This is a genomic window from Streptomyces sp. NPDC003943 (genome assembly GCF_053605265.1).
This window is the reverse complement of sequence record NZ_JBSGIW010000124.1, coordinates 1-17,392: the sequence shown is the minus strand read 5'-3', so window position 1 is coordinate 17,392 and position 17,392 is coordinate 1. Positions and strand designations below refer to the sequence as shown.

Here is a 17,392-nt window from a genome sequence, read left to right as displayed (position 1 = left end):
CTTTTTACTGTTTCGGCGACCTCCGAGATCTACACCCCGCTCCCAACACTCTTTCCCTCCCCGCCGCTCTTCCGTTCTGTGCACCCGCTGGTGCAGCGTCGCCTGGTCGAGCCGCGGCGTGGCCACGCCGAGGGCCCGGGCCCGGGACACCAGGTCGCCGAAGAGGTGCTCGACCTCGGTGGGCCGGCCCGAGGTGAGGTCGCGGTAGAGCGAGGGCACCAGCGGGGACCCGGCGGCGGTCACCACGCCGAGGTTGGTGCGGTACTCGGCCTCCGGCAGCGGGTGCCCGGCGGCGGCCGAGACGGCGGCCGCCTCGTCGAGCAGGGCCGTCGCCAGCTCCGTACCGCCGGGGAGCGCGTTGACCTCGCCCACCGAGCCGCGCGTCAGGCTCGTCAGGGCGCCGACGGTGGTGATGAAGACCCACTTGTGCCACATCGCGGTGACGATGCTGTCGGGCACGCGCGCGTCGATGCCCGCGTCGGCGAGCACCGTACGGATCGCCGCCACGCGCGGCGACGGCACGCCGCCGTCGAGCTCGCCGAAGGAGAGGTGGGCGAGCGGCGCGAGCCGCAGGATGTCCCCGTGCTCGTCGAGGGTCGTGACCACCTTGGCCACCCCGCCGAGCACCCGCTCCTTGCCGAACCGGGCGGTGAGCGCGTCGAGATGGGCGAATCCGTTGAGTTGCGGCACGATCACGGTGTCCGGTCCGACGGCAGGCGCGAAGTCCTCCATGGCCGCCGTGAGTGCGGTGGCCTTCACGGAGAGCAGCACCAGGTCGTACGGGACGGGGCCGGCGGCCAGTCCGTCGGCGGTGAGCAGCGCCGGGTCGAGCCGCCACTCCTCCTGGCCCACCACCCGCAGCCCGCGCTCGCGCAGCACGTCGGCGCGGGCCGGCCGGACGAGGAAGGTGACGTCCTGCCCGCTGCGAGCCAGCATCGCGCCGAAGTATCCGCCGGTGGCACCGGCGCCGACGACCAGGATCCTCATGGTGGTTGAGCCTCTCTTCGCGCTACGGGGCCCTGCGGCCGGACAGCACCCTAGCTCACAGGTTCGTTGAATGAACCGTGATGTGGCGCACTCTCATCGCACTCTCACAGCAGCGGGTCGGCATCGCCCGCCGGGCGCCGCGTCTGGCGGTTCTCCGGAAGGGACCGATCACCCTCAGGGAGAACCACCAGGCCGAGGCCCAGGCGGAGGAGCCGCCGCAGGCCGAAAGCGTCAGCGGCCGGCGTCAGTGGTTGTAGATGAAGTCGTACGCGAAGGCCCAGCGCTGGTTGTTGCCGCCGTTGCAGCTCCACAGCTGGGCCCCGGTGCCCCACGTGCCGGTCTGCCAGCCGTTGATCTCCAGGCATCCGGTGTAGGCGCTCTTGAGCTCGGCCGTGTGGGAGCCGTTGACGTTGGCCCAGTGGTCGAACCACCAGAGCTGGTTGCGGCCGCCGTTGCACGGCCACTGCTGGACCCGGGTGCCGTTGTCGGTCGACGGCGGCAGGCCCGGCAGCTCCAGGCACAGACCGGAGGAGCGGTTGACGATCTGGAAGAAGCCGCCGCCCATGCTGTTGAAGACCCAGGTCTGGTTGTCGCCGCCGTTGCAGCCCCACACCGCGGCCTGGGCACCCCACTCGCCGGTCCAGCCGGGCATCTCCAGACACGTGCCGCCGGCCAGGTTGGTGACCGTCGTGTAGTCGGCGGCCGGAGCCGCGCCGGCCGGCGCGGTCGTCGCGGCCAGGCTGCCGAGCAGCAGGCCGAGCGTGCACATCGCGCGCACGAAGAAGCGCTTCACTGAACTCCCCCTGAGGTGTCAAGTGGCTTGAAATGACGTGATCTTGATGGTGCGAGCGCAGCATATGCGCACATGTGTGCGGAATGGGGGACTCCAGGAAGCGAGTTCCGGAGCGGTTTCGGCGGCGTGTTCTAGACGCGGACTCCGTGCGCGCGCAGATACGCCAGCGGATCGACGTCCGAGCCGAAGTACGGCGTGGTCCGCACCTCGAAGTGGAGGTGCGGACCCGTCACCCGGCCCGTGGCGCCCGAGCGGGCGATGCGCTGCCCGGCCGAGACGCTCCGGCCCACCGACACGTCGATACGGGAGAGATGGGCGTACTGCGTGTAGCGGCCGTCCCCGTGCCGGATCACCACCTCGTAGCCGTAGCTCCGGCTGTAGCCCGCGTGCACCACCCGGCCGGGGCCGACCGCGCGGACGGTGGTGCCCGACGGCACGGCGAAGTCCGTGCCGGTGTGATAGCCCTTCGACCAGGAACCGGGCTGGCGGTAGTAGCCGGTGAAGACGTACGAGGCGACCGGCGCCGTCCAGCCGTGCGAGGCCGCGCTGTTGGAGCCGCCGGTGCCGCCGGTGCCGCCGGTGTCGCGGGTTCCGCCGGAGCTCCCGGAGCCGCCGGAGTTCCCCCCGCCCGGGGCGTCGCCCTTGGCGCCCGTCCGCAGCTCGTACTTCCACTGGTGGCTGGTCCAGTACCAGTGCCCGCCGTTCCTGTACCAGTACACGCGGTCCCGGGCGTCCCAGCCCTGTCGACCGCGGAAGACCGGCTCCGCACCGGCGCGGCCCGGTGCGCCGGCCCTGGCCGTGGCGCCGGTCCGCTGGGCGTACACGCCGTGGTGACTGGTCCAGCGCCACTGGCCCGCCGCGTTCTTGAACCAGTAGCGGGAGCCGTCCCAGCCCGTGTGCGAGGGCGCCGGCGCGGCCGCGGCCGGGCCCGCGGCGGTGCCGACGAGTGCCACCGCGCCGAGCGTCGCCACGACCGCGCAGCGCATTCCGCGCAGGGCCCCGGGACCGCCGCCGCGTTCGGTCCGGGCGGCGCTCCGGGCCGCCGAGCAGCCCGGGCAGTCGCAGCCTCCGCCGGCCGGCTCGTCGGTGAAGCCGGGCGCGCCCAGCCCTTCCTGCATGTCATCGCTGTCGTGGTTCATGAGGCACTCACTCCTGACTCTGATCGGACAGTCCGCCACGCCGGGTGCAGAAGGCCACGGTCAGATCCTTGACCAGGGCCTGGCGTTCGAAGTCGTCGAGCTCGACGAGCCCGCGGGTGGTCAGCCGGGTCACCGTGTCGTCCACGGCGTCGACGACGCTGCTCAGCACCGAGTCCCGGTGCCTGGCGTCGAGCGCCGCGATCTGCCGGCGCCGCATCGCCGCGGCCACCTCGGGCGCGTACTCGATCCGCGTCGGCTGCGCCGAGAAGACGGCGACGCCGACCGGGCGGCACTCCGCCGCGAGCAGCCGGGTCAGCCGGTCGCCGACCGCCTCCGCGTCCCGCAGCGAGGGTCCGTCGCCGCGGAACGCGTCCGCCGGCAGCTGGGAGATCACACGGGCGGTCGCCGCCTCCACCTGCTCGCGCAGGTATTCCAGATGGTCGTCGACGGCCAGCAGCGCCCGCGCCGTGTCCCGTACCGACCACACCACCAGCACCACCACCCGCAGCGCCGCGCCCTCCGCGTCGACCACGGCGATCGGCTCGCTGCGCCAGTGCCGCAGCCGTACGTCCGTCCGGCGGCGCAGCACGAACGGGCTGATCCAGACCAGGCCGGTGCGCCGCACGCTGCCCCGGTAGCGGCCGAACAGCGTCAGCACCCACGCGGATCCGGTACGGCCCCGGGTGAGGCCGCCGAAGGCGACCACGGCGACCACCGCGCAGCCGGCGAGCGCGCCCCACTCCCAGCGGGCGAGGTGCGCCGCGCGCTGCGGCTGGGTCCGCCACAGCAGCGAGGCCGCCGCGCCCAGCGCGGTCAGGCCGACGAGCACGGCCGACCAGCCGGGCAGGCACGGGCCGGGGCGTTCGGTGAGTTCCGGCTCGCCGGGCGGCGGCCGCCGGGGGAGCCGAAGGGCCCGAGGCGCGGCGGCCGTGACCGCCGTCGGCTCCTCCGGCTCGGACTTCGGCGGGCGCGGGACCGCCGGCAGGGTGGTGGTCGGGGCAGCGGCGTCGGCCCGGAACAGGTCGTCCATCGGTATGCCGTCGGCGTGCCACCGCACCCTCACGGGCAGGGGCCGCTTCTCTCGCTCGGTCATGAGGCCCTTCCGGCCGTTCCCCGCCGCGGGGCGGTGAGGTGACGGCTTGTCGGATGATCTTCGGAAACCATCGTCACAGGGGTGGATGTCCGGAATGCCGCGACGAAAGTCCTGAACCGGGCGGACTTTGGTCCCGTCCGCGGGCCGTTGTCAGTGGCTCGCCCTACGGTTCGGAACATGACGACGAAGACCTATCTGGAGCTGTCGCAGGACGGCGGCGGCGCGCACAAGTTCTACGAAGTGACGGTCGACGGCACGCTGGTGTCGGTCCGTTACGGCCGCATCGGAGCGACCGGGCAGACGCAGACCTCGACGTTCGCCACGCCCGAGAAGGCGCGGGCCGCGGCGGCGAAGAAGATAGGGGAGAAGGTCCGCAAGGGGTACGCGCCGGCCGTTCAGGGGCAGCGCGCGGCCCGCGCGGTCACCCGCCGCACGGTGAGTTCCGCCCCCTCCACCGCCCGCGCCGTCGCGCCCGTCCTGTGGCGCTTCCGCACCGGCTCCGCGGCCTTCGGCATCCACGTCGACGACGAGCGCTGCTGGGTCGGCAACCAGGCGGGCGAGGTCTTCACGCTCGGCCACGACGGCGCCGTCCACGCCCGCTTCAGCCTGCCGGACGGCGTCAAGTGCCTGGTCGCCGACGACTTCTGGATCTACGCGGGCTGCGACGACGGCCGGGTCTACGACCTGTCGGCCAAGCTGCCGTTCGCGGCGTACGAGATCGCCACTGACGTCGACATCTTCTGGCTCGACATCCACGAGGGCGTCCTCGACGTGGCCGACCGCTCCGGCCGGCTCACCGTCATCGACCACGAGGACGAGCACCAGTGGTCACGCGGTGGGCGCGGCGAGCACGCCTGGATGGTCCGCGCGGACGCCGACGGCGTCTACTACGGCGACAGCAGCGGCGTCACCGCGTACGCCCCCGACGGCGGCGGCGAGCTCTGGCACACCGGCATCGACGGTGCCGTGCTCTTCGGCTGGCAGGAGGCCGCCGCCGTGTACGCGGGCACCGCCCGCCGCCAGGTGGTCCGGCTCGCCAAGAAGGACGGCCGCACCGAAGCCGTGTACGGCTGCGACAGCCCCGTCTACTCGTGCGCGACCTCGCCCGGTGGCCGCTTCGTCTTCGCCGGGGACAACGCCTCCTCCGTCTACTGCTTCGCCGAGGACGGCACCCGGCTGTGGAAGCTGGGCACGGGCGGCGGTTCGGCGCTCTCCATGCAGTACCACGACGAGCGGCTCTACCTGGTCACCACCGACGGCTCACTGGTGTGCGTGGACGCGGGCGAGGCCGCCATCGCCGCCGCCCAGCAGGGCACGGTGCCCGTCGCCCAGGACATCAAGCTCGCCGCCGCCCTGCCGACCTACGCCCCGGCCACCACCGTCGCCGCCGTCGACGCGGTCCGCGCCGCCCCCGCCGGCTCGATCGTCGTCGAGTGCGTCCAGGAAGGCGGCCGTACCCGCGTCCGGGTCGTGACCGAAGGCTACGAGCAGGGGTGGAACGTGCAGTTCCCGCGTGCCATCCGGGAACCCGGCACCCGCTACGTCGTCGACGCCCTGCACCCGGCCGCCGGCGGCTTCTACCGGGTCCGCGGCGACATCCGGCGGCTGCTGTGAGCGGGGCCGCGGGCGGCGGCTTCGCAGCGGCCACCGGCGACGGGCCGCCGCTGCCGGAGCGCGACGCCGAGCAGCGCTCCCGCGAGGTGCGGGCCGCGTTCGAAGGGCTCCTGCAGATCCGGCGCCTGACCAACCGCCAGGACGGATCCGGCTCCGGCGGCGACCCGGCCGCCCGGCCCGCCGACTGGGAGCGCCACCAGCCGGTGCGGGCGGTGGCCCTGGCCCTTGAGGCGGCGAGGCAACCGCCCTCGGCGCTCGACGCCGACGGCACCCGCGTGGCCACCGGCTACCGGGTCACGGCTGGCGAGCGCCCCGGCACCGCCCGCGTCGAATGGCTCGGGCCGCCCGGATCGGGCGCCGCCCACGAGGAGGAAGCCGCCCTCACCGCCTGCGCCGCCGTCCTCGAACGCCTCGGCTGGGACGCCCTCCTCTATCGCGGCCCGCGCCGCCACCGCTTCCTGGAGGTGGAGCCGTCGGCCTGATCGCTGAGTGATGCCGGGGGAGAGGGACTAGACCGAGGCCACGACCAGTTCCTCGGCGCTGGAAGGACGCAGGCCGTCCGCGCGGCCGGCGAAATAGCGCTCGGTGAGCTGCGCCGACGAGACGTGCCGGGTGTCCCGGAAGCCGGATTCGCGGGCCATGGAGAGCAGCTCGTCCGGTGCGTACAGACTGATGAAGGGCGTGCCGTGGGCACGGGCGGCCTGAGTGGTCGCCCGGAACCCGGGGCGCTCCTCGGGGTCGACGAGGTCGAAAGGCAGCAGGAAGCTCATCGCGAGCGTGGAGCCCGGCGCGAGACCGGCCAGTGCGCGCAGGGTGGCCGCGGTGGTCTCCCGCGTGAGGTACATGCTGACGCCGGTGGAGGCCACGACGGCCGGGCGTGCCGGGTCGAAGCCGGCCGTCACGAGCCGCTCCCACCAGGGTTCGCCCGCCTCGAAGTCCACCGGCACGAGCCGCAGCCCGTCCGGGACGCCGAGGCCGAGCTCGGCAAGCCGGCGCCGCTTCCACGCCTGCGGGCCGGGCCGGTCGACCTCGAACACTCGCATTCCGGCGGCGAGTTCCGGCCTGCGCTGGGTGAAGGTGTCGAGCCCTGCGCCGAGGGCGACGTACTGCGTGACGCCCGTGCGGGCCCGCTCCTCGACCAGGTCCTCGACGAAACGGGCCCGGGCCACGGTGGACGCCCGCATCCGGACGGTGGCGCGCGGGTCCATGTCGGGCCGGTCGCGCCACTCTTCGTCCGGGGCGGCCAGGCGCAGCCCGACGTCGTCCGCGAGGACGTGCGGCGGTGCGTCGACCCGCAGGTGCAGGGCCCGCCACAGGGCGACCCGCAGGGCCGTGTCCTCGGGGCGGAGGTCTTCTTCCTTCAGGGATCCGTCGTTCATGGGTCCCACGCTAGGAAGGCGGACGGGCGCGGCGCTTCTCCGATCTTGCGCAGTGCGGAAGCAGGAGAGGGCGAAGAGGGAGGTCGGCGTCAGGCGATCCCGTCCGGCGATCCCGTCAGGCGATCGAGGCCGATACCACGGCCGAGACAGCGATGTTCACGGACGCCGTCACCCACACCGCCGGGTGCGGCTCCGGGTCGACCAGGGTCGCGCCCAGCTTGCCCGGGGTGACCAGGTCGACCACCAGGAAGGCGACCGCCATCATCACGAGTCCGAGCAGGCCGAACGCGGCCGTGGACACCAGGCCCTTGGCGAAGTCGTCGTAGGTCGTCCAGATCGCCGTGAAGACGATGCCGCCTATGCCGAGCAGGGCCGAGCTGAGCAGGATCGCGGCGTTGCGGTTGCGGTCCTCCCAGATCTGCCGGCCGAGCTTGCCGGGCGTGAGGAGGTCGACCAGGACGATGCCGAGGATCAACAGGACGACGCCGAGGGCGCCGTAGGCCGTGGTCCGGCCGAGGCCGTTGACGATGTCGCTCATGGAATGCCGGCTCCGCGGGGAGGGGACCGCGCGCTCGTCGCGCCCGGTCTCGGGGTCAAGGACCGGCAAAATGTAGCGCAGGACCGCCCGGCCGGCGCCGGGCGGTCCTGGAAACGGCCGGCGCCGACGCCGGAGCCGACCGGGACTCAGAGCCCCGGCGGGATCTGCTTGGCGCGCGAGCGCACCATGAAGCCCGTCACGATCTCGATCACGCCGACCGCGACCAGCCAGATGCCGCCGAGCAGGATCAGGACGTTAGCCGACTTCAGCGGCGAGACGATCAGCACCACACCGGCCAGCGCGCTGACGACGCCGAGGAAGATCTGCCAGCCGCGGGCGGGCGCCTGCGGGTCGGAGGCCGCCGCGACCGTCTGCGTGATGCCGTGGAAGAGCCAGCCGATCCCGATCCACAGCGCGAGCAGCAGCGTCGACTGCAGGGAACCGCGGAAGCAGAACAGGCCGAGCAGGATCGACACGGCACCGCTGATGAAGGCCATCACGCGCAGCGAGGTCATCATGTGCGTGCCGAACGCGGCGACCAGGTGCAGCACACCGCTGATCAGCAGGTACAGGCCGAACAGCACACCGACCACGGTCAGCGACTGGCCGGGCCAGACCAGCACGAGCACGCCCAGGATCAGGGCGCCGAAGCCGGAGATCAGCAGGGCCTGCCAGGCCATCCCGGCCAGCATGCCCAGCGGTCCGGGCGGCAGGTCCGGCGAGGGCCGGTCGTACGGCTGACGTTCGTGGGTCTCGGTCATGGCGGATCTCCTCGTGGAACGGCGCGCCCTCCGATCGGTCCCCGCCTTCGTCGGGCCGTCACCGGCGCTTTCACTAAAGCAACACCCGACGAACGCCGCAAAAGATGACCTGTATGGACGTACAACGCGAAGGGTTCGGCCGTCGTGCGGCGCAGAGTGGAGATCGCCCGTGCCGGGCGCGCACCTGCCGCGCCCCGTCCCACCGCACCCACCGGGAGACCCCATGACCGCCTTCAACCGCCGAGACCTCGGCCTGCTCGCCCTGCGCGTCGGCACCGGCGCCGTCCTCGCCGCGCACGGCACCCAGAAGCTCCTCGGCTGGTTCGGCGGCGGCGGCCTCGAGGGCACCACCAAGGCCATGGAGGCCATGGGCTATTCGCCCGGCCGGGAGAGCGCCATCGCCGCCGGTCTCGGCGAGGCCGGCGGTGGCATCCTGCTCGCCCTCGGCCTCGCCACCCCGGCGGCCGGCGCCGCCGCCGCGGGTGCCATGGCGGGCGCGGTCGCCGTACACGCCCCGTCGGGCTTCTTCGCCATGGAGGGCGGCTTCGAGTACCCCGCCTTCCTCGGCTACACCGCCGCCGCCATCGGCATCGCCGGCGCCGGCCGCCTCTCCCTCGACCACGCCACCGGCCACGTCCTCGACCGGCCCTGGGTGGTCGCCACCGCCTTCCTCGGCACGGCGCTCGCCGTCGCGGCGGTCGTCGGGCGCCGTGCGGAGGCCATCGCCACGCCCGAGCCCGCGCCGTCCGCCGACGCCGCCCGGTCCGTCCCCGAGGAGCCGGAGCCGGAGCACACCAGCGGCCGCGAGACGGAGGGCTGACGCCGTGCGGGCGATGGCCATGCCCCGGTACGGCGGCCCCGAGGACCTCACCCTGATGGAGCTGCCCGACCCGAAGGTCGCCCCCGGCGAGGTCCTGGTCCGGGTCGAGGCCGCCGGCATCAACCCCGTCGACTGGAAGATGGCGGCCGGCGGGCTCGACCCCATCATGGTCGCCCACTTCCCGCTCGTCCCCGGCTGGGACATCGCCGGCGTCGTCGCCGGCAACGGCCTCGACTCGACCGAATTCGCCCCCGGCGACGAGGTGTTCGGCTACATCCGCAAGGACAGCGCCGAGTTCGGCGGGTACGCGGAGCAGGTCGCCGTGCCGGTCCGGATGCTCGCCCGCAAGCCCCGCGCCCTGAGCTGGGCGCAGTCGGCGGGCCTGCCGCTCGCCGGACTCACCGCCCTGCAGGCGGCCGACCGGGTCGGTGCCACCACCGGCGACACCGTGCTCGTGCACGCCGCCGCCGGCGGAGTCGGCTCGCTCGCCACCCAGATCCTCACCGCCCGCGGCGCCCGGGTCATCGGCACCGCCGGCCCCGCCAACCACGACTTCCTGCGCGGCCTGGGAGCCGAACCCGTCGCCTACGGACCGGGCCTCGCCGACCGCGTCCGCGCCCTCGCGCCCGACGGCGTCGACGCCGCCCTCGACTTCGTCGGCGGCGAGTCCGTCGACGTCTCCGTGGAGCTGCTGCGCTCCCCGGCCCGCCTCGCCTCCGTCGCCGACCACCGGGCCGCCGCCGTCGGCGGCCACTACGTATGGGTACGCCCCGACGCCCCCGGCCTGGTGACGCTCGCCGCCCTCGCCGACGAGGGCAAGCTCACCGTCTTCGTGGACAAGGTGCTGCCGCTCAGCGAGGCGGCCGAGGGCTGGCGCCTGAACGCGGGCGGGCACACGCGCGGGAAGCTGGTGCTCGCGGTGGGTCCGGGCGGGCAGTCCTGAGCGGGGCGGGGCAGTTGGATTCTGGATGCTGGATCCGATATCCCGGATATCGGATCCAGCGCATTGGATCCTGAATACTGAGCGCGGGAAGATCCGGAGCCGATCCGGTGCTAGGACCGGTGCGGGCACGCCACGAGGAAAGGGACCGGTACCGGTCATGAAGATCGATCTGACGGACACCAGCTCCAGCAAGATCAACAAGGCGATCCTGGAGGCCCGCCGCGCCGTCGGCACCCCCGCCGTCGGCATGGTCCTCACCCTCGTCATCGTCACCGACGAGGAGAACGCCTACGACTCCGTGAAGGCCGCCAACGAGGCGTCCCGCGAGCACCCCTCCCGCACCCTCGTCGTCATCAAGCGGCACGCCCGCTCCCCGCGCGAGCGCAACATCACCCGGCTCGACGCCGAGGTCCGCGTCGGCACGGACGCGGGCGCCGGCGAGACCGTGCTGCTCCGCCTGCACGGCGACGTGAACGACCGCGCCGACTCCGTCGTGCTGCCGCTGCTGCTGCCGGACGCGCCCGTCGTCGTCTGGTGGCCGGTCGACGCCCCGGAGGTGCCGTCCCGGGACCCGCTCGGCTCGCTCGCCCAGCGCCGTATCACCGACGCGTACGCCGTCGCGGACCCGATCGGCGCCCTCGCCAAGCGGGCCGCCTCCTACGCGCCCGGCGACACCGACCTCGCCTGGACCCGGCTCACCCCGTGGCGCTCGCTGCTCGCCGCCGCCCTCGACCAGGCCCGGGCGACGGTGACGTCGGCCGCCGTCGAGAGCGAGGCGGAGAACCCGAGCGCCGAGCTGCTCGCCCGCTGGTTCGGCGACCGGCTGAACGTGCCCGTGGAGCGGGTCGTCACGGACGGCCCCGTCGTCACCGGCGTCCGCATGGGCACGCCGGACGGCGAGATCGTCATCGACCGCCCGGAGGGCCCGGTCGCCCACCTCGCCATCCCGGGCCAGCCGAGCCGCGTGATGGCCCTCAAGGTGCGCACCACGGCCGAGCTCATCGCCGAGGAACTCCGCCGCCTCGACCCGGACGAGGCGTACGCGGCGGCGCTGAAGTTCGGCCAGTAGAGCGGCCGTCACGATCCCGGGACCCGCGTGCCCGGGGCCGTGACGTGCGCACGGCGGAGGCGGCGGACGCGGCGGGCACAGAGCCCGTCAGGCCGTGAGCTCCGCCCGGCGGAAGAGCATCACGAAGTCCGTCATCTCGCGCACCCGGGGGACCTCCGGGTCCGGCAGGGCGCGCAGCCGGGCACACGCCTCCGCGACGAGGGGCAGATCCTCCTCGCGCACCTGCCAGGCGCCGGTGAAGAGCCTGCCGTCCTCGATGGAGCGGGCCATCGCCTCGGGGGAGACCCGGAAGGTGGTGGGCCGCTCGCTCGCGGTGCCCTCGTAGCGCAGGCCGCGCGCGCCGGCGACGAGGGCGAGGTGCTCGGGGTCGTCGCGGCGGGTGCCGTCGGGGTCGATCCGGTCCTCCAGGTCGCTCACGATCCGGCCGATGTCGTCGCCCGGCCGCATGCCACGGGCCGGCACGACCAGATAGCGGCCCCCGGGCCGCAGCACCCGCGCCACCTCCGTGAAGACGGCGCGCGGGTCGGGGCCGGCGTGCAGCAGCCAGGTCGACACGGCCTGGCCGACCGAGGCCGTACGGACCGGGAGGCGGGTCGCGTCGCCGACCGCCACCCGGGCGCCGAGCCGTCCGCGGGCGTGGGCCAGCATCCCGGGGGACAGGTCGACGCCGCACACCCGGTGGCCCCGCGCGGTCAGTTCGGCCGCCACGATGCCGGTGCCGACGCCGATGTCGAGCACCGGCTCGGCCGGGTCGAGCAGCGGCGCCAGCTGTTCCGCGAAGACCGCCGCCCGCGCGGTGCCGCCGCGCGAGGCGTCGTACGTGGGGGCGATGGCGTCGAAGGCGGCGGTACGCGTCACGGGCCGCGCCCCGCTCACGCGCGCCCGCTCACGGGCACCGGCGTGAAGCTGACCGGCAGCGTCGCCATCCCGCGCAGGATGCCCTCGCGGCGCGTCAGGTCCTCGTCCGGGTCGGTGAGCCGCAGGTCGGGGAAGCGGCGCAGCAGCGTGCCGAAGGCGATCCGGGCCTCCGCGCGGGCCAGCGGCGCGCCGAGGCAGAAGTGCATGCCGTGGCCGAAGGCGAGCTGCTGCGGCATCTCGCGACGGGCCACGTCGAGCAGGTCGGGGCGGTCGAAGCGCTGCGGATCGCGGTTGGCGGCCGCGAGCCCGATGATGATCATCTCGCCGGCCGGGATGGTGACGCCGCCGATCTCGTACGGGTCCACCGTGAAGCGGGCGACGCCGCGGCTGACCGGCCCCTCGTACCTCAGCAGCTCCTCGATCGCGTTCGGCAGCAGCGACGGGTCGTCGCGCAGGGCCGCGAACTGCTCGGGGTGGCGCAGCAGCGCGTGCACGCCGTTGGCTATCAGGCTCGCCGTGGTCTCGTGCCCGGCGAGGGTCAGCAGGATGGCCATCGCGGTCAGTTCGCGGTCGCTGATCCGCTCCTCGGCCTGCGCCGCGCACAGCGCGCTCAGCAGGTCGTCGCGCGGCTCCTTCTTCCGCAGCGCGATCAACGGCTCGTAGAACTCGGTGAGTTCGGCGCGGGCCCGGGCGCCCTTGGCCAGTCGCTCCGGAGTGTTGGGCGGCATGATGAGGCCGACCGCCAGCTTGGCGAAATCGGGCTGCCCCTCGGCCGGGATGCCGATGAGCTCGCTGAGCACGGCCATCGGCAGCGGCAGCGCGAACTCGGCGACCAGATCGGCCGTTCCGCGGCCGGCGATCGCGTCGAGGAAGGCGTCCGTGTGCGCCTGGATCCGCGGTGCGAGCGCCTCGATCCGGCGCGCCGTGAACGCCTTCGAGACGAGGTTCCGCAGGCGCGTGTGGTCCGAGCCGTCGGCCACCAGCATGCTCGCCATCAGGACGTTGGTGCGCTCCTGGTGCGCCATCTCCTCGGCGAGCCCGTTGACCCCCGCCGGGCTGCTGCTCAGCCGCGGATCGGTGAGTGCGGCCACCGCCTCGTCGTAGCCGGTGACCATCCAGACTTCAAGGGTGGGATTCAGCCGAACCCGCTGCACCACCCCGTGCTCGCGGATCCGCTCGAACAGCGGGTAGGGATCGGGCTGTTGGGCGACGTTCAGCGGCACGTCATGGACGATGGTCTGGCCTTGCTCCGACATCCGCTACTCCCCGTGAGGATCGGAAAGATCTGAGGCAGGTAGTCATACCAGCCACGGAAGTTGCGTGGTAGCGTCACCGGCCATCAGCACGGAGAATTGCCCGCGGAGCGGCACCGCCCACCGGCGAAACGTTTGCTCTGCACTGCTCGACCGCAAGCATTTACGGCCTTCACCAGGGTCTTTCTGCGCAGGGGGAGAGGTTTCGTGGCACAGCTCGAACAGGCGGCGACCGCTGATCCGATCCTTCGGCTCGCCCTTCCCGAGCATCTCCCGAACCCCTACCCGGCATATGCCGAGTTGCGCGAAACCACCCCTGTCCTGTGGCACGAACCGCTCGGCTCCTGGGTCCTCACCCGGCACGCCGACTGCCTCGCCGTCCTCACCGATTCCACGCGCTTCGCCTCCGACTGGCGCCGGGCCGGCGAGGACATCCCGGCCCCGCTGCTGAGCGTCCAGACCCTCGACCCGCCCGAGCACACCGCCATCCGGCACCTGCTGCTCGACGGCTTCCGCGCCCAGGACCGGCACGCCCTGCACGAACGGCTCGACCGGCACGTCAAGGAAACCCTCGCCGAACTGGCCGAACGGTCCACCTTCGACCTCGTCGGCGAGCTCGCCGAACCGCTCGCGCTGCGCTTCGTCACCGACTTCCTCGGCGTGCCGGCCCCCGACCTCGACTGGTTCGTGCCCATGTCCCGCACCGTCGTCGACGGCATGGACGCCGGCCTCTGGCCGGAGAAGCACGAACCGGCCGTCGCCGCACGCGCCGAACTCGCCGCGTACGCCGGCGGCTGGCTCGCCGACCCGCCCGAGCACGGCCTCATCGCGTACGTGGCCGCGCACGCCGACGACAGCGGCGTCGACCCGGCCGTCCTGCGCAACAGCCTGCGCGCGGTCCTCCACGCCGGCTACGAATCGGCCTCCCGCCTCGTCGGCAACGCCGCGGCGGCCCTGCTCACCACCCCGGGCGCCCCGGCCGCCTTCCGCGCCGCCGGCCCGGCCACCGCCGTCGACGAACTCGTCCGCTACGACGCGCCGGTGCAGGCCGACGCCCGGGTCTGCGTCACCGACACCGAACTCGGAGGCGTCACCATCAAGGCGGGCGACCCCGTGACCCTCCTCCTCGGCGCGGCCAACCACGACCCGCGCCGCTTCGCCCACCCCACCGAGCTGCGACTCGACCGCGCCCCGAACCCGCACCTCGGGTTCGGCCGCGGCGCCCACGCCTGCCTGGGCGCGTCCATGGCGATCCGGCTCGCCGGATCGGTCCTCGGGACCCTCGCCACGGACCACCCCGGCGCACGGGCGGTCGCGGAACCCGATCACCGGCGCAACCTCACCCTCCGCGGACTCGACCGCTTCGAGGTGACGCTGCGCCCCGCCACGGGGGAGGAGGTCAGGACATGAAGTACTGGCACTGAGTCCGGACGAGTCCACAAGACACGGCCCAGCCCTGTGCAGCCCACGCTCACCGGAGGAGGTACGGACATGAAGTACTGGCACTGAACCTGAGCTCCGCGGTGCCCGCCCACGGCCCCGGCCGCCGGGCGGGCACCGCCCCGGGTATCGTCGTACCGGGGGGTGGCAGCATGGCGGTCAGTGAGCTCGTTCGGGCCGAACTCGACCGGCACGACTGGGCGACGCTCGGCTGCGGCTGCGGTGACAGTGCCGAGCATCTGCCGCTGCTCTTCGAGGCCATCCTGGACGCCGGGACGGCCCGGGACATGATCGGGTACACCCTCGACGGCCATGCCGAGTGGAACGGCGAGATCTTCGCGTGCACCCCGCCCGCCATCGGCGTCATCATGGCCGCGCTCGCCGGCGAACTGTCGCCGCTCGCCCGGGACGAGCTCCTCGACACGCTGTGGAGAGTGTCCGTAGGCGAGTTCTTCCGGGACCACGGGACGGTGGAACGGTCCCGGTCCGCCGCCCTGGAGGGCTTCTGGCCGCTCGTACGGATCGGCCTCACCGGCAACGCCGAGCACGCCGAGACCGTCGCCGACATCATCGAACGGCTTGAACTCGGCGGAGAGCGCGGCGAACACCATCTGCGACTGCTGCGCGAGCGGGTCGCCGCCAAGACCAAGCGCCGCCGCCCCCGCCTCTGACGTCGCCCGCGGACCCCGGCGCACGGTCGGCGCGGATGGCCGACGCGCCGTCGCGTCCCAAAGCCTTCGGGATCCGTTTCCGCAGGTCGTACGCTCCCCTACGCGCGTCACGACGACGCCCGCGCAGCCGCGCCACAGTCGTTCACAGGGGGGAACTTCAGCATGTCCAGGATCATCGTCGCCGCCACACCCGTGTCCGGCCATCACGCGCCGCTGCTGCGGATGGCGAGCCACCTCTCGCAGGCCGGACACGAGGTCGTGTTCCTCGGCGGAGCCCGGTTCGCTGCGGAAGTGCGGGCGGCGGGACCGGAGTTCCGCGCACTGCCCGCCGAAGCGGACTACGACGACCGGGACTTCTCGGCCAGGTTTCCGGAGCGGGAGACGATCCCGCCCGGGCCCGCGCAGATCATGTGGGACGTCATGCACGTCTTCGGCGACCCGACGGCCGCGCAGTGCCGGGCGCTGAAGGAGGTCCTCGCCGACTTCCAGGCGACCGCCGTGATCCACGACAACCTCTTCCTCGGCGGCCTCGCGCTGGCACTCGGCGAGGAGAAGGGCCACCGTCCCACCCACTTCAGTGTCGGTATCACGCCGCTGAGCGTGGAGAGCCGGGACACCGCGCCGCACGGTCTCGGGCTGCTGCCGCCCGTCGACGACGCCCAGCGCGAGCAGTACGCGGCGATCGCCGCCCACATGGCCGAGCTGCGCGAGCCGCTCGTGGACCATCTGCGGGCCTGCTTCGCCGACGCAGGGGCCACCCTGCCGGAGGGGCCGCTCGGGCGGAACCTGATCGGGGCCGCGGACGTGTTCGTGCAACTGACGGTGGAGGGCTTCGAGTACGCGCGCTCCGACATGCCCGGCAACGTGCGCTTCGCGGGCGCGATCCCGATCCCGGCCGCCGCCGGACAGGAACAGCCCGCCTGGTGGCCGGAGCTGCTGCGGGCCCGCGAGGAGGGCCGGCGGATCGTCGTCACCACCCAGGGCACCCTCGCCAACACCGACCTGACCCGCCTCGTCATCCCCACCGTCCGGGTCCTCGCCGACCGCCCCGACGTCCTCGTCGTGGCCGCCACTGGCCGCCCGGACGCGGCCGACCAGTTCGCCGCCCCGCTGCCCGCGGTACCCGGCAACGCGATCGTCGCCGGCTTCGTCCCCTTCTCCGCGCTGCTCCCGCTCGCCGACGTGCTGGTCACCAACGGCGGCTACGGCGGCACCCAGGCCGCCCTCGGCCACGGCGTGCCCCTCGTCATCGGCGGCGACACCGAGGACAAGCCGGAGGTCGCCGCCCGCGTCGAGTGGACCGGCACCGGCGTCAACCTGCGCACCGCCGCCCCCTCCGACGAGGCCCTGCGCGCGGCCGTGGACACCGTCCTCGACACGCCCTCGTACCGGGAGCGCGCCACCGCGCTCGCCAAGGAGTACGCGGCCCACGACGCCCTCGCCACGATCGACGCCCTGGTGCGCGAGAGCGACCGCTGACCCGTCACATCCCGCCAAGCTGCCGGGCGGAGTTGGCCGAGATCCGACGCTCCTCCGCCCGCGGCTTGCTCCCGCACCACCCCACCCGTAAGGATCACCGGGACCATCACCGGGTTCGCCCGGAGACACCGCGTCGAACGGGGGAGCAGTGAAGCCTCGCCTGGTCTTCGTCCACGGCATCGGAGGTCCCCGCGACCCCGCCGCCGAGCTGGACGAATGGCTGCGCGCCGTCGCCACGGGCGCCGGGCCCGCCGGACACTCCGCGCGCGTCTCGGCGCTCACCGGCGGCTGGGCGGCGGACGCCCGCTTCGCCTACTACGGCGACCTGTTCCGTACGGCAGGAGCCCAGGGCGGAGCCACCGGAACCCGGGACGAGGAGGACGAACTCCTCGCCGACCTCCTCCTGGAGGCCGTCGACGAGCGCCTCGCCGACCCCGGCCTCGACCTCCCGGCGGCCGAGGCGGCCGCCCTGCGCCACGCCCGCACCCGGCAGAAGGCCGGCGGCGACATCCGCACCCTCGAACTCGCCGCCCTCGCCGCGGCGTCGAACGGCAC

17 protein-coding genes and 1 pseudogene are annotated in these 17,392 nt (G+C 73.6%); 9 read left to right on the top strand and 9 right to left on the bottom strand.

The window, feature by feature from the left end:
- The 4 genes from ACWEV0_RS33075 to ACWEV0_RS33060 form a co-directional block, all read right to left on the bottom strand.
- The coding region (locus tag ACWEV0_RS33075; RefSeq protein WP_453153442.1) for a ketopantoate reductase family protein at positions 1-987 on the bottom strand (987 nt) is incomplete at its 3' end.
- Positions 988-1,231: 244 nt separating this feature from the next.
- The gene (locus tag ACWEV0_RS33070) at positions 1,232-1,780 is read right to left on the bottom strand and encodes an RICIN domain-containing protein (RefSeq protein ID WP_453153441.1); all 549 of its coding nucleotides are present in this window, start codon (positions 1,778-1,780) and stop codon (positions 1,232-1,234) included.
- A 131-nt stretch (positions 1,781-1,911) separates the two neighbouring features.
- Positions 1,912-2,919, bottom strand: a complete 1,008-nt coding sequence (locus ACWEV0_RS33065; RefSeq protein WP_453153439.1) for a M23 family metallopeptidase — start codon at positions 2,917-2,919, stop codon at positions 1,912-1,914.
- 7 nt (positions 2,920-2,926) lie between these two features.
- Complete coding sequence (locus tag ACWEV0_RS33060; RefSeq protein WP_453153437.1) at positions 2,927-4,012, bottom strand: SPFH domain-containing protein; 1,086 nt, start codon at positions 4,010-4,012, stop codon at positions 2,927-2,929.
- A gap of 177 nt (positions 4,013-4,189) precedes the next feature.
- Here ACWEV0_RS33060 and ACWEV0_RS33055 point away from each other — a divergent pair, with 177 nt between their 5' ends.
- Together ACWEV0_RS33055 and ACWEV0_RS33050 are read left to right on the top strand one after the other, a co-directional pair.
- Entirely contained in the window at positions 4,190-5,626 is a 1,437-nt protein-coding gene (locus ACWEV0_RS33055) for a WGR domain-containing protein (protein WP_453153436.1), read from the top strand.
- Positions 5,623-6,108: a hypothetical protein gene (locus tag ACWEV0_RS33050; RefSeq protein WP_453153434.1), complete on the top strand. Its 486-nt coding sequence runs from the start codon at positions 5,623-5,625 to the stop codon at positions 6,106-6,108. Before ACWEV0_RS33055 ends, ACWEV0_RS33050 begins: the two co-directional genes overlap by 4 nt.
- Before the next feature lie 27 nt (positions 6,109-6,135).
- Here ACWEV0_RS33050 and ACWEV0_RS33045 read toward each other — a convergent pair whose 3' ends face one another.
- The 3 genes from ACWEV0_RS33045 to ACWEV0_RS33035 form a co-directional block, all read right to left on the bottom strand.
- Positions 6,136-7,005, bottom strand: a complete 870-nt coding sequence (locus tag ACWEV0_RS33045) for a class I SAM-dependent methyltransferase (protein WP_453153433.1) — start codon at positions 7,003-7,005, stop codon at positions 6,136-6,138.
- Positions 7,006-7,120: 115 nt separating this feature from the next.
- On the bottom strand, positions 7,121-7,543 hold the full coding sequence (locus tag ACWEV0_RS33040; protein WP_451611310.1) for a DUF350 domain-containing protein: 423 nt from the start codon (positions 7,541-7,543) through the stop codon (positions 7,121-7,123).
- A 146-nt stretch (positions 7,544-7,689) separates the two neighbouring features.
- Entirely contained in the window at positions 7,690-8,304 is a 615-nt protein-coding gene (locus ACWEV0_RS33035) for an HdeD family acid-resistance protein (RefSeq protein ID WP_453153432.1), read from the bottom strand.
- Positions 8,305-8,527: 223 nt separating this feature from the next.
- Between ACWEV0_RS33035 and ACWEV0_RS33030 the strand changes: the two genes are divergently transcribed.
- The 3 genes from ACWEV0_RS33030 (at position 8,528) to opcA (ending at position 11,136) form a co-directional block, all read left to right on the top strand.
- On the top strand, positions 8,528-9,124 hold the full coding sequence (locus ACWEV0_RS33030) for a DoxX family membrane protein (RefSeq protein ID WP_453153431.1): 597 nt from the start codon (positions 8,528-8,530) through the stop codon (positions 9,122-9,124).
- A gap of 4 nt (positions 9,125-9,128) precedes the next feature.
- Positions 9,129-10,067 (top strand): NADP-dependent oxidoreductase, encoded by a 939-nt coding sequence (locus tag ACWEV0_RS33025; RefSeq protein ID WP_453153430.1) that lies wholly within the window; start codon positions 9,129-9,131, stop codon positions 10,065-10,067.
- A gap of 157 nt (positions 10,068-10,224) precedes the next feature.
- A complete protein-coding gene (gene opcA, locus ACWEV0_RS33020; RefSeq protein WP_453153429.1) occupies positions 10,225-11,136 on the top strand; it encodes a glucose-6-phosphate dehydrogenase assembly protein OpcA in 912 nt (303 codons plus the stop codon).
- Between the two features lie 87 nt (positions 11,137-11,223).
- Here the strand turns inward: opcA and ACWEV0_RS33015 are convergent, their stop codons facing one another.
- Together ACWEV0_RS33015 and ACWEV0_RS33010 are read right to left on the bottom strand one after the other, a co-directional pair.
- On the bottom strand, positions 11,224-11,994 hold the full coding sequence (locus ACWEV0_RS33015) for a class I SAM-dependent methyltransferase (RefSeq protein WP_453153428.1): 771 nt from the start codon (positions 11,992-11,994) through the stop codon (positions 11,224-11,226).
- A 14-nt stretch (positions 11,995-12,008) separates the two neighbouring features.
- Positions 12,009-13,250, bottom strand: a complete 1,242-nt coding sequence (locus ACWEV0_RS33010; protein ID WP_453153427.1) for a cytochrome P450 family protein — start codon at positions 13,248-13,250, stop codon at positions 12,009-12,011.
- Positions 13,251-13,454: 204 nt separating this feature from the next.
- Here ACWEV0_RS33010 and ACWEV0_RS33005 point away from each other — a divergent pair, with 204 nt between their 5' ends.
- The 4 genes and pseudogenes from ACWEV0_RS33005 to ACWEV0_RS32990 form a co-directional block, all read left to right on the top strand.
- The gene (locus ACWEV0_RS33005) at positions 13,455-14,657 is read left to right on the top strand and encodes a cytochrome P450 (protein ID WP_453153426.1); all 1,203 of its coding nucleotides are present in this window, start codon (positions 13,455-13,457) and stop codon (positions 14,655-14,657) included.
- 182 nt (positions 14,658-14,839) lie between these two features.
- Entirely contained in the window at positions 14,840-15,358 is a 519-nt protein-coding gene (locus ACWEV0_RS33000; protein WP_453153424.1) for a hypothetical protein, read from the top strand.
- A 162-nt stretch (positions 15,359-15,520) separates the two neighbouring features.
- The gene (locus ACWEV0_RS32995; RefSeq protein ID WP_453153423.1) at positions 15,521-16,837 is read left to right on the top strand and encodes a nucleotide disphospho-sugar-binding domain-containing protein; all 1,317 of its coding nucleotides are present in this window, start codon (positions 15,521-15,523) and stop codon (positions 16,835-16,837) included.
- Positions 16,838-16,985: 148 nt separating this feature from the next.
- Positions 16,986-17,392 (top strand): annotated as a pseudogene (locus ACWEV0_RS32990) (hypothetical protein); the annotation flags it as partial.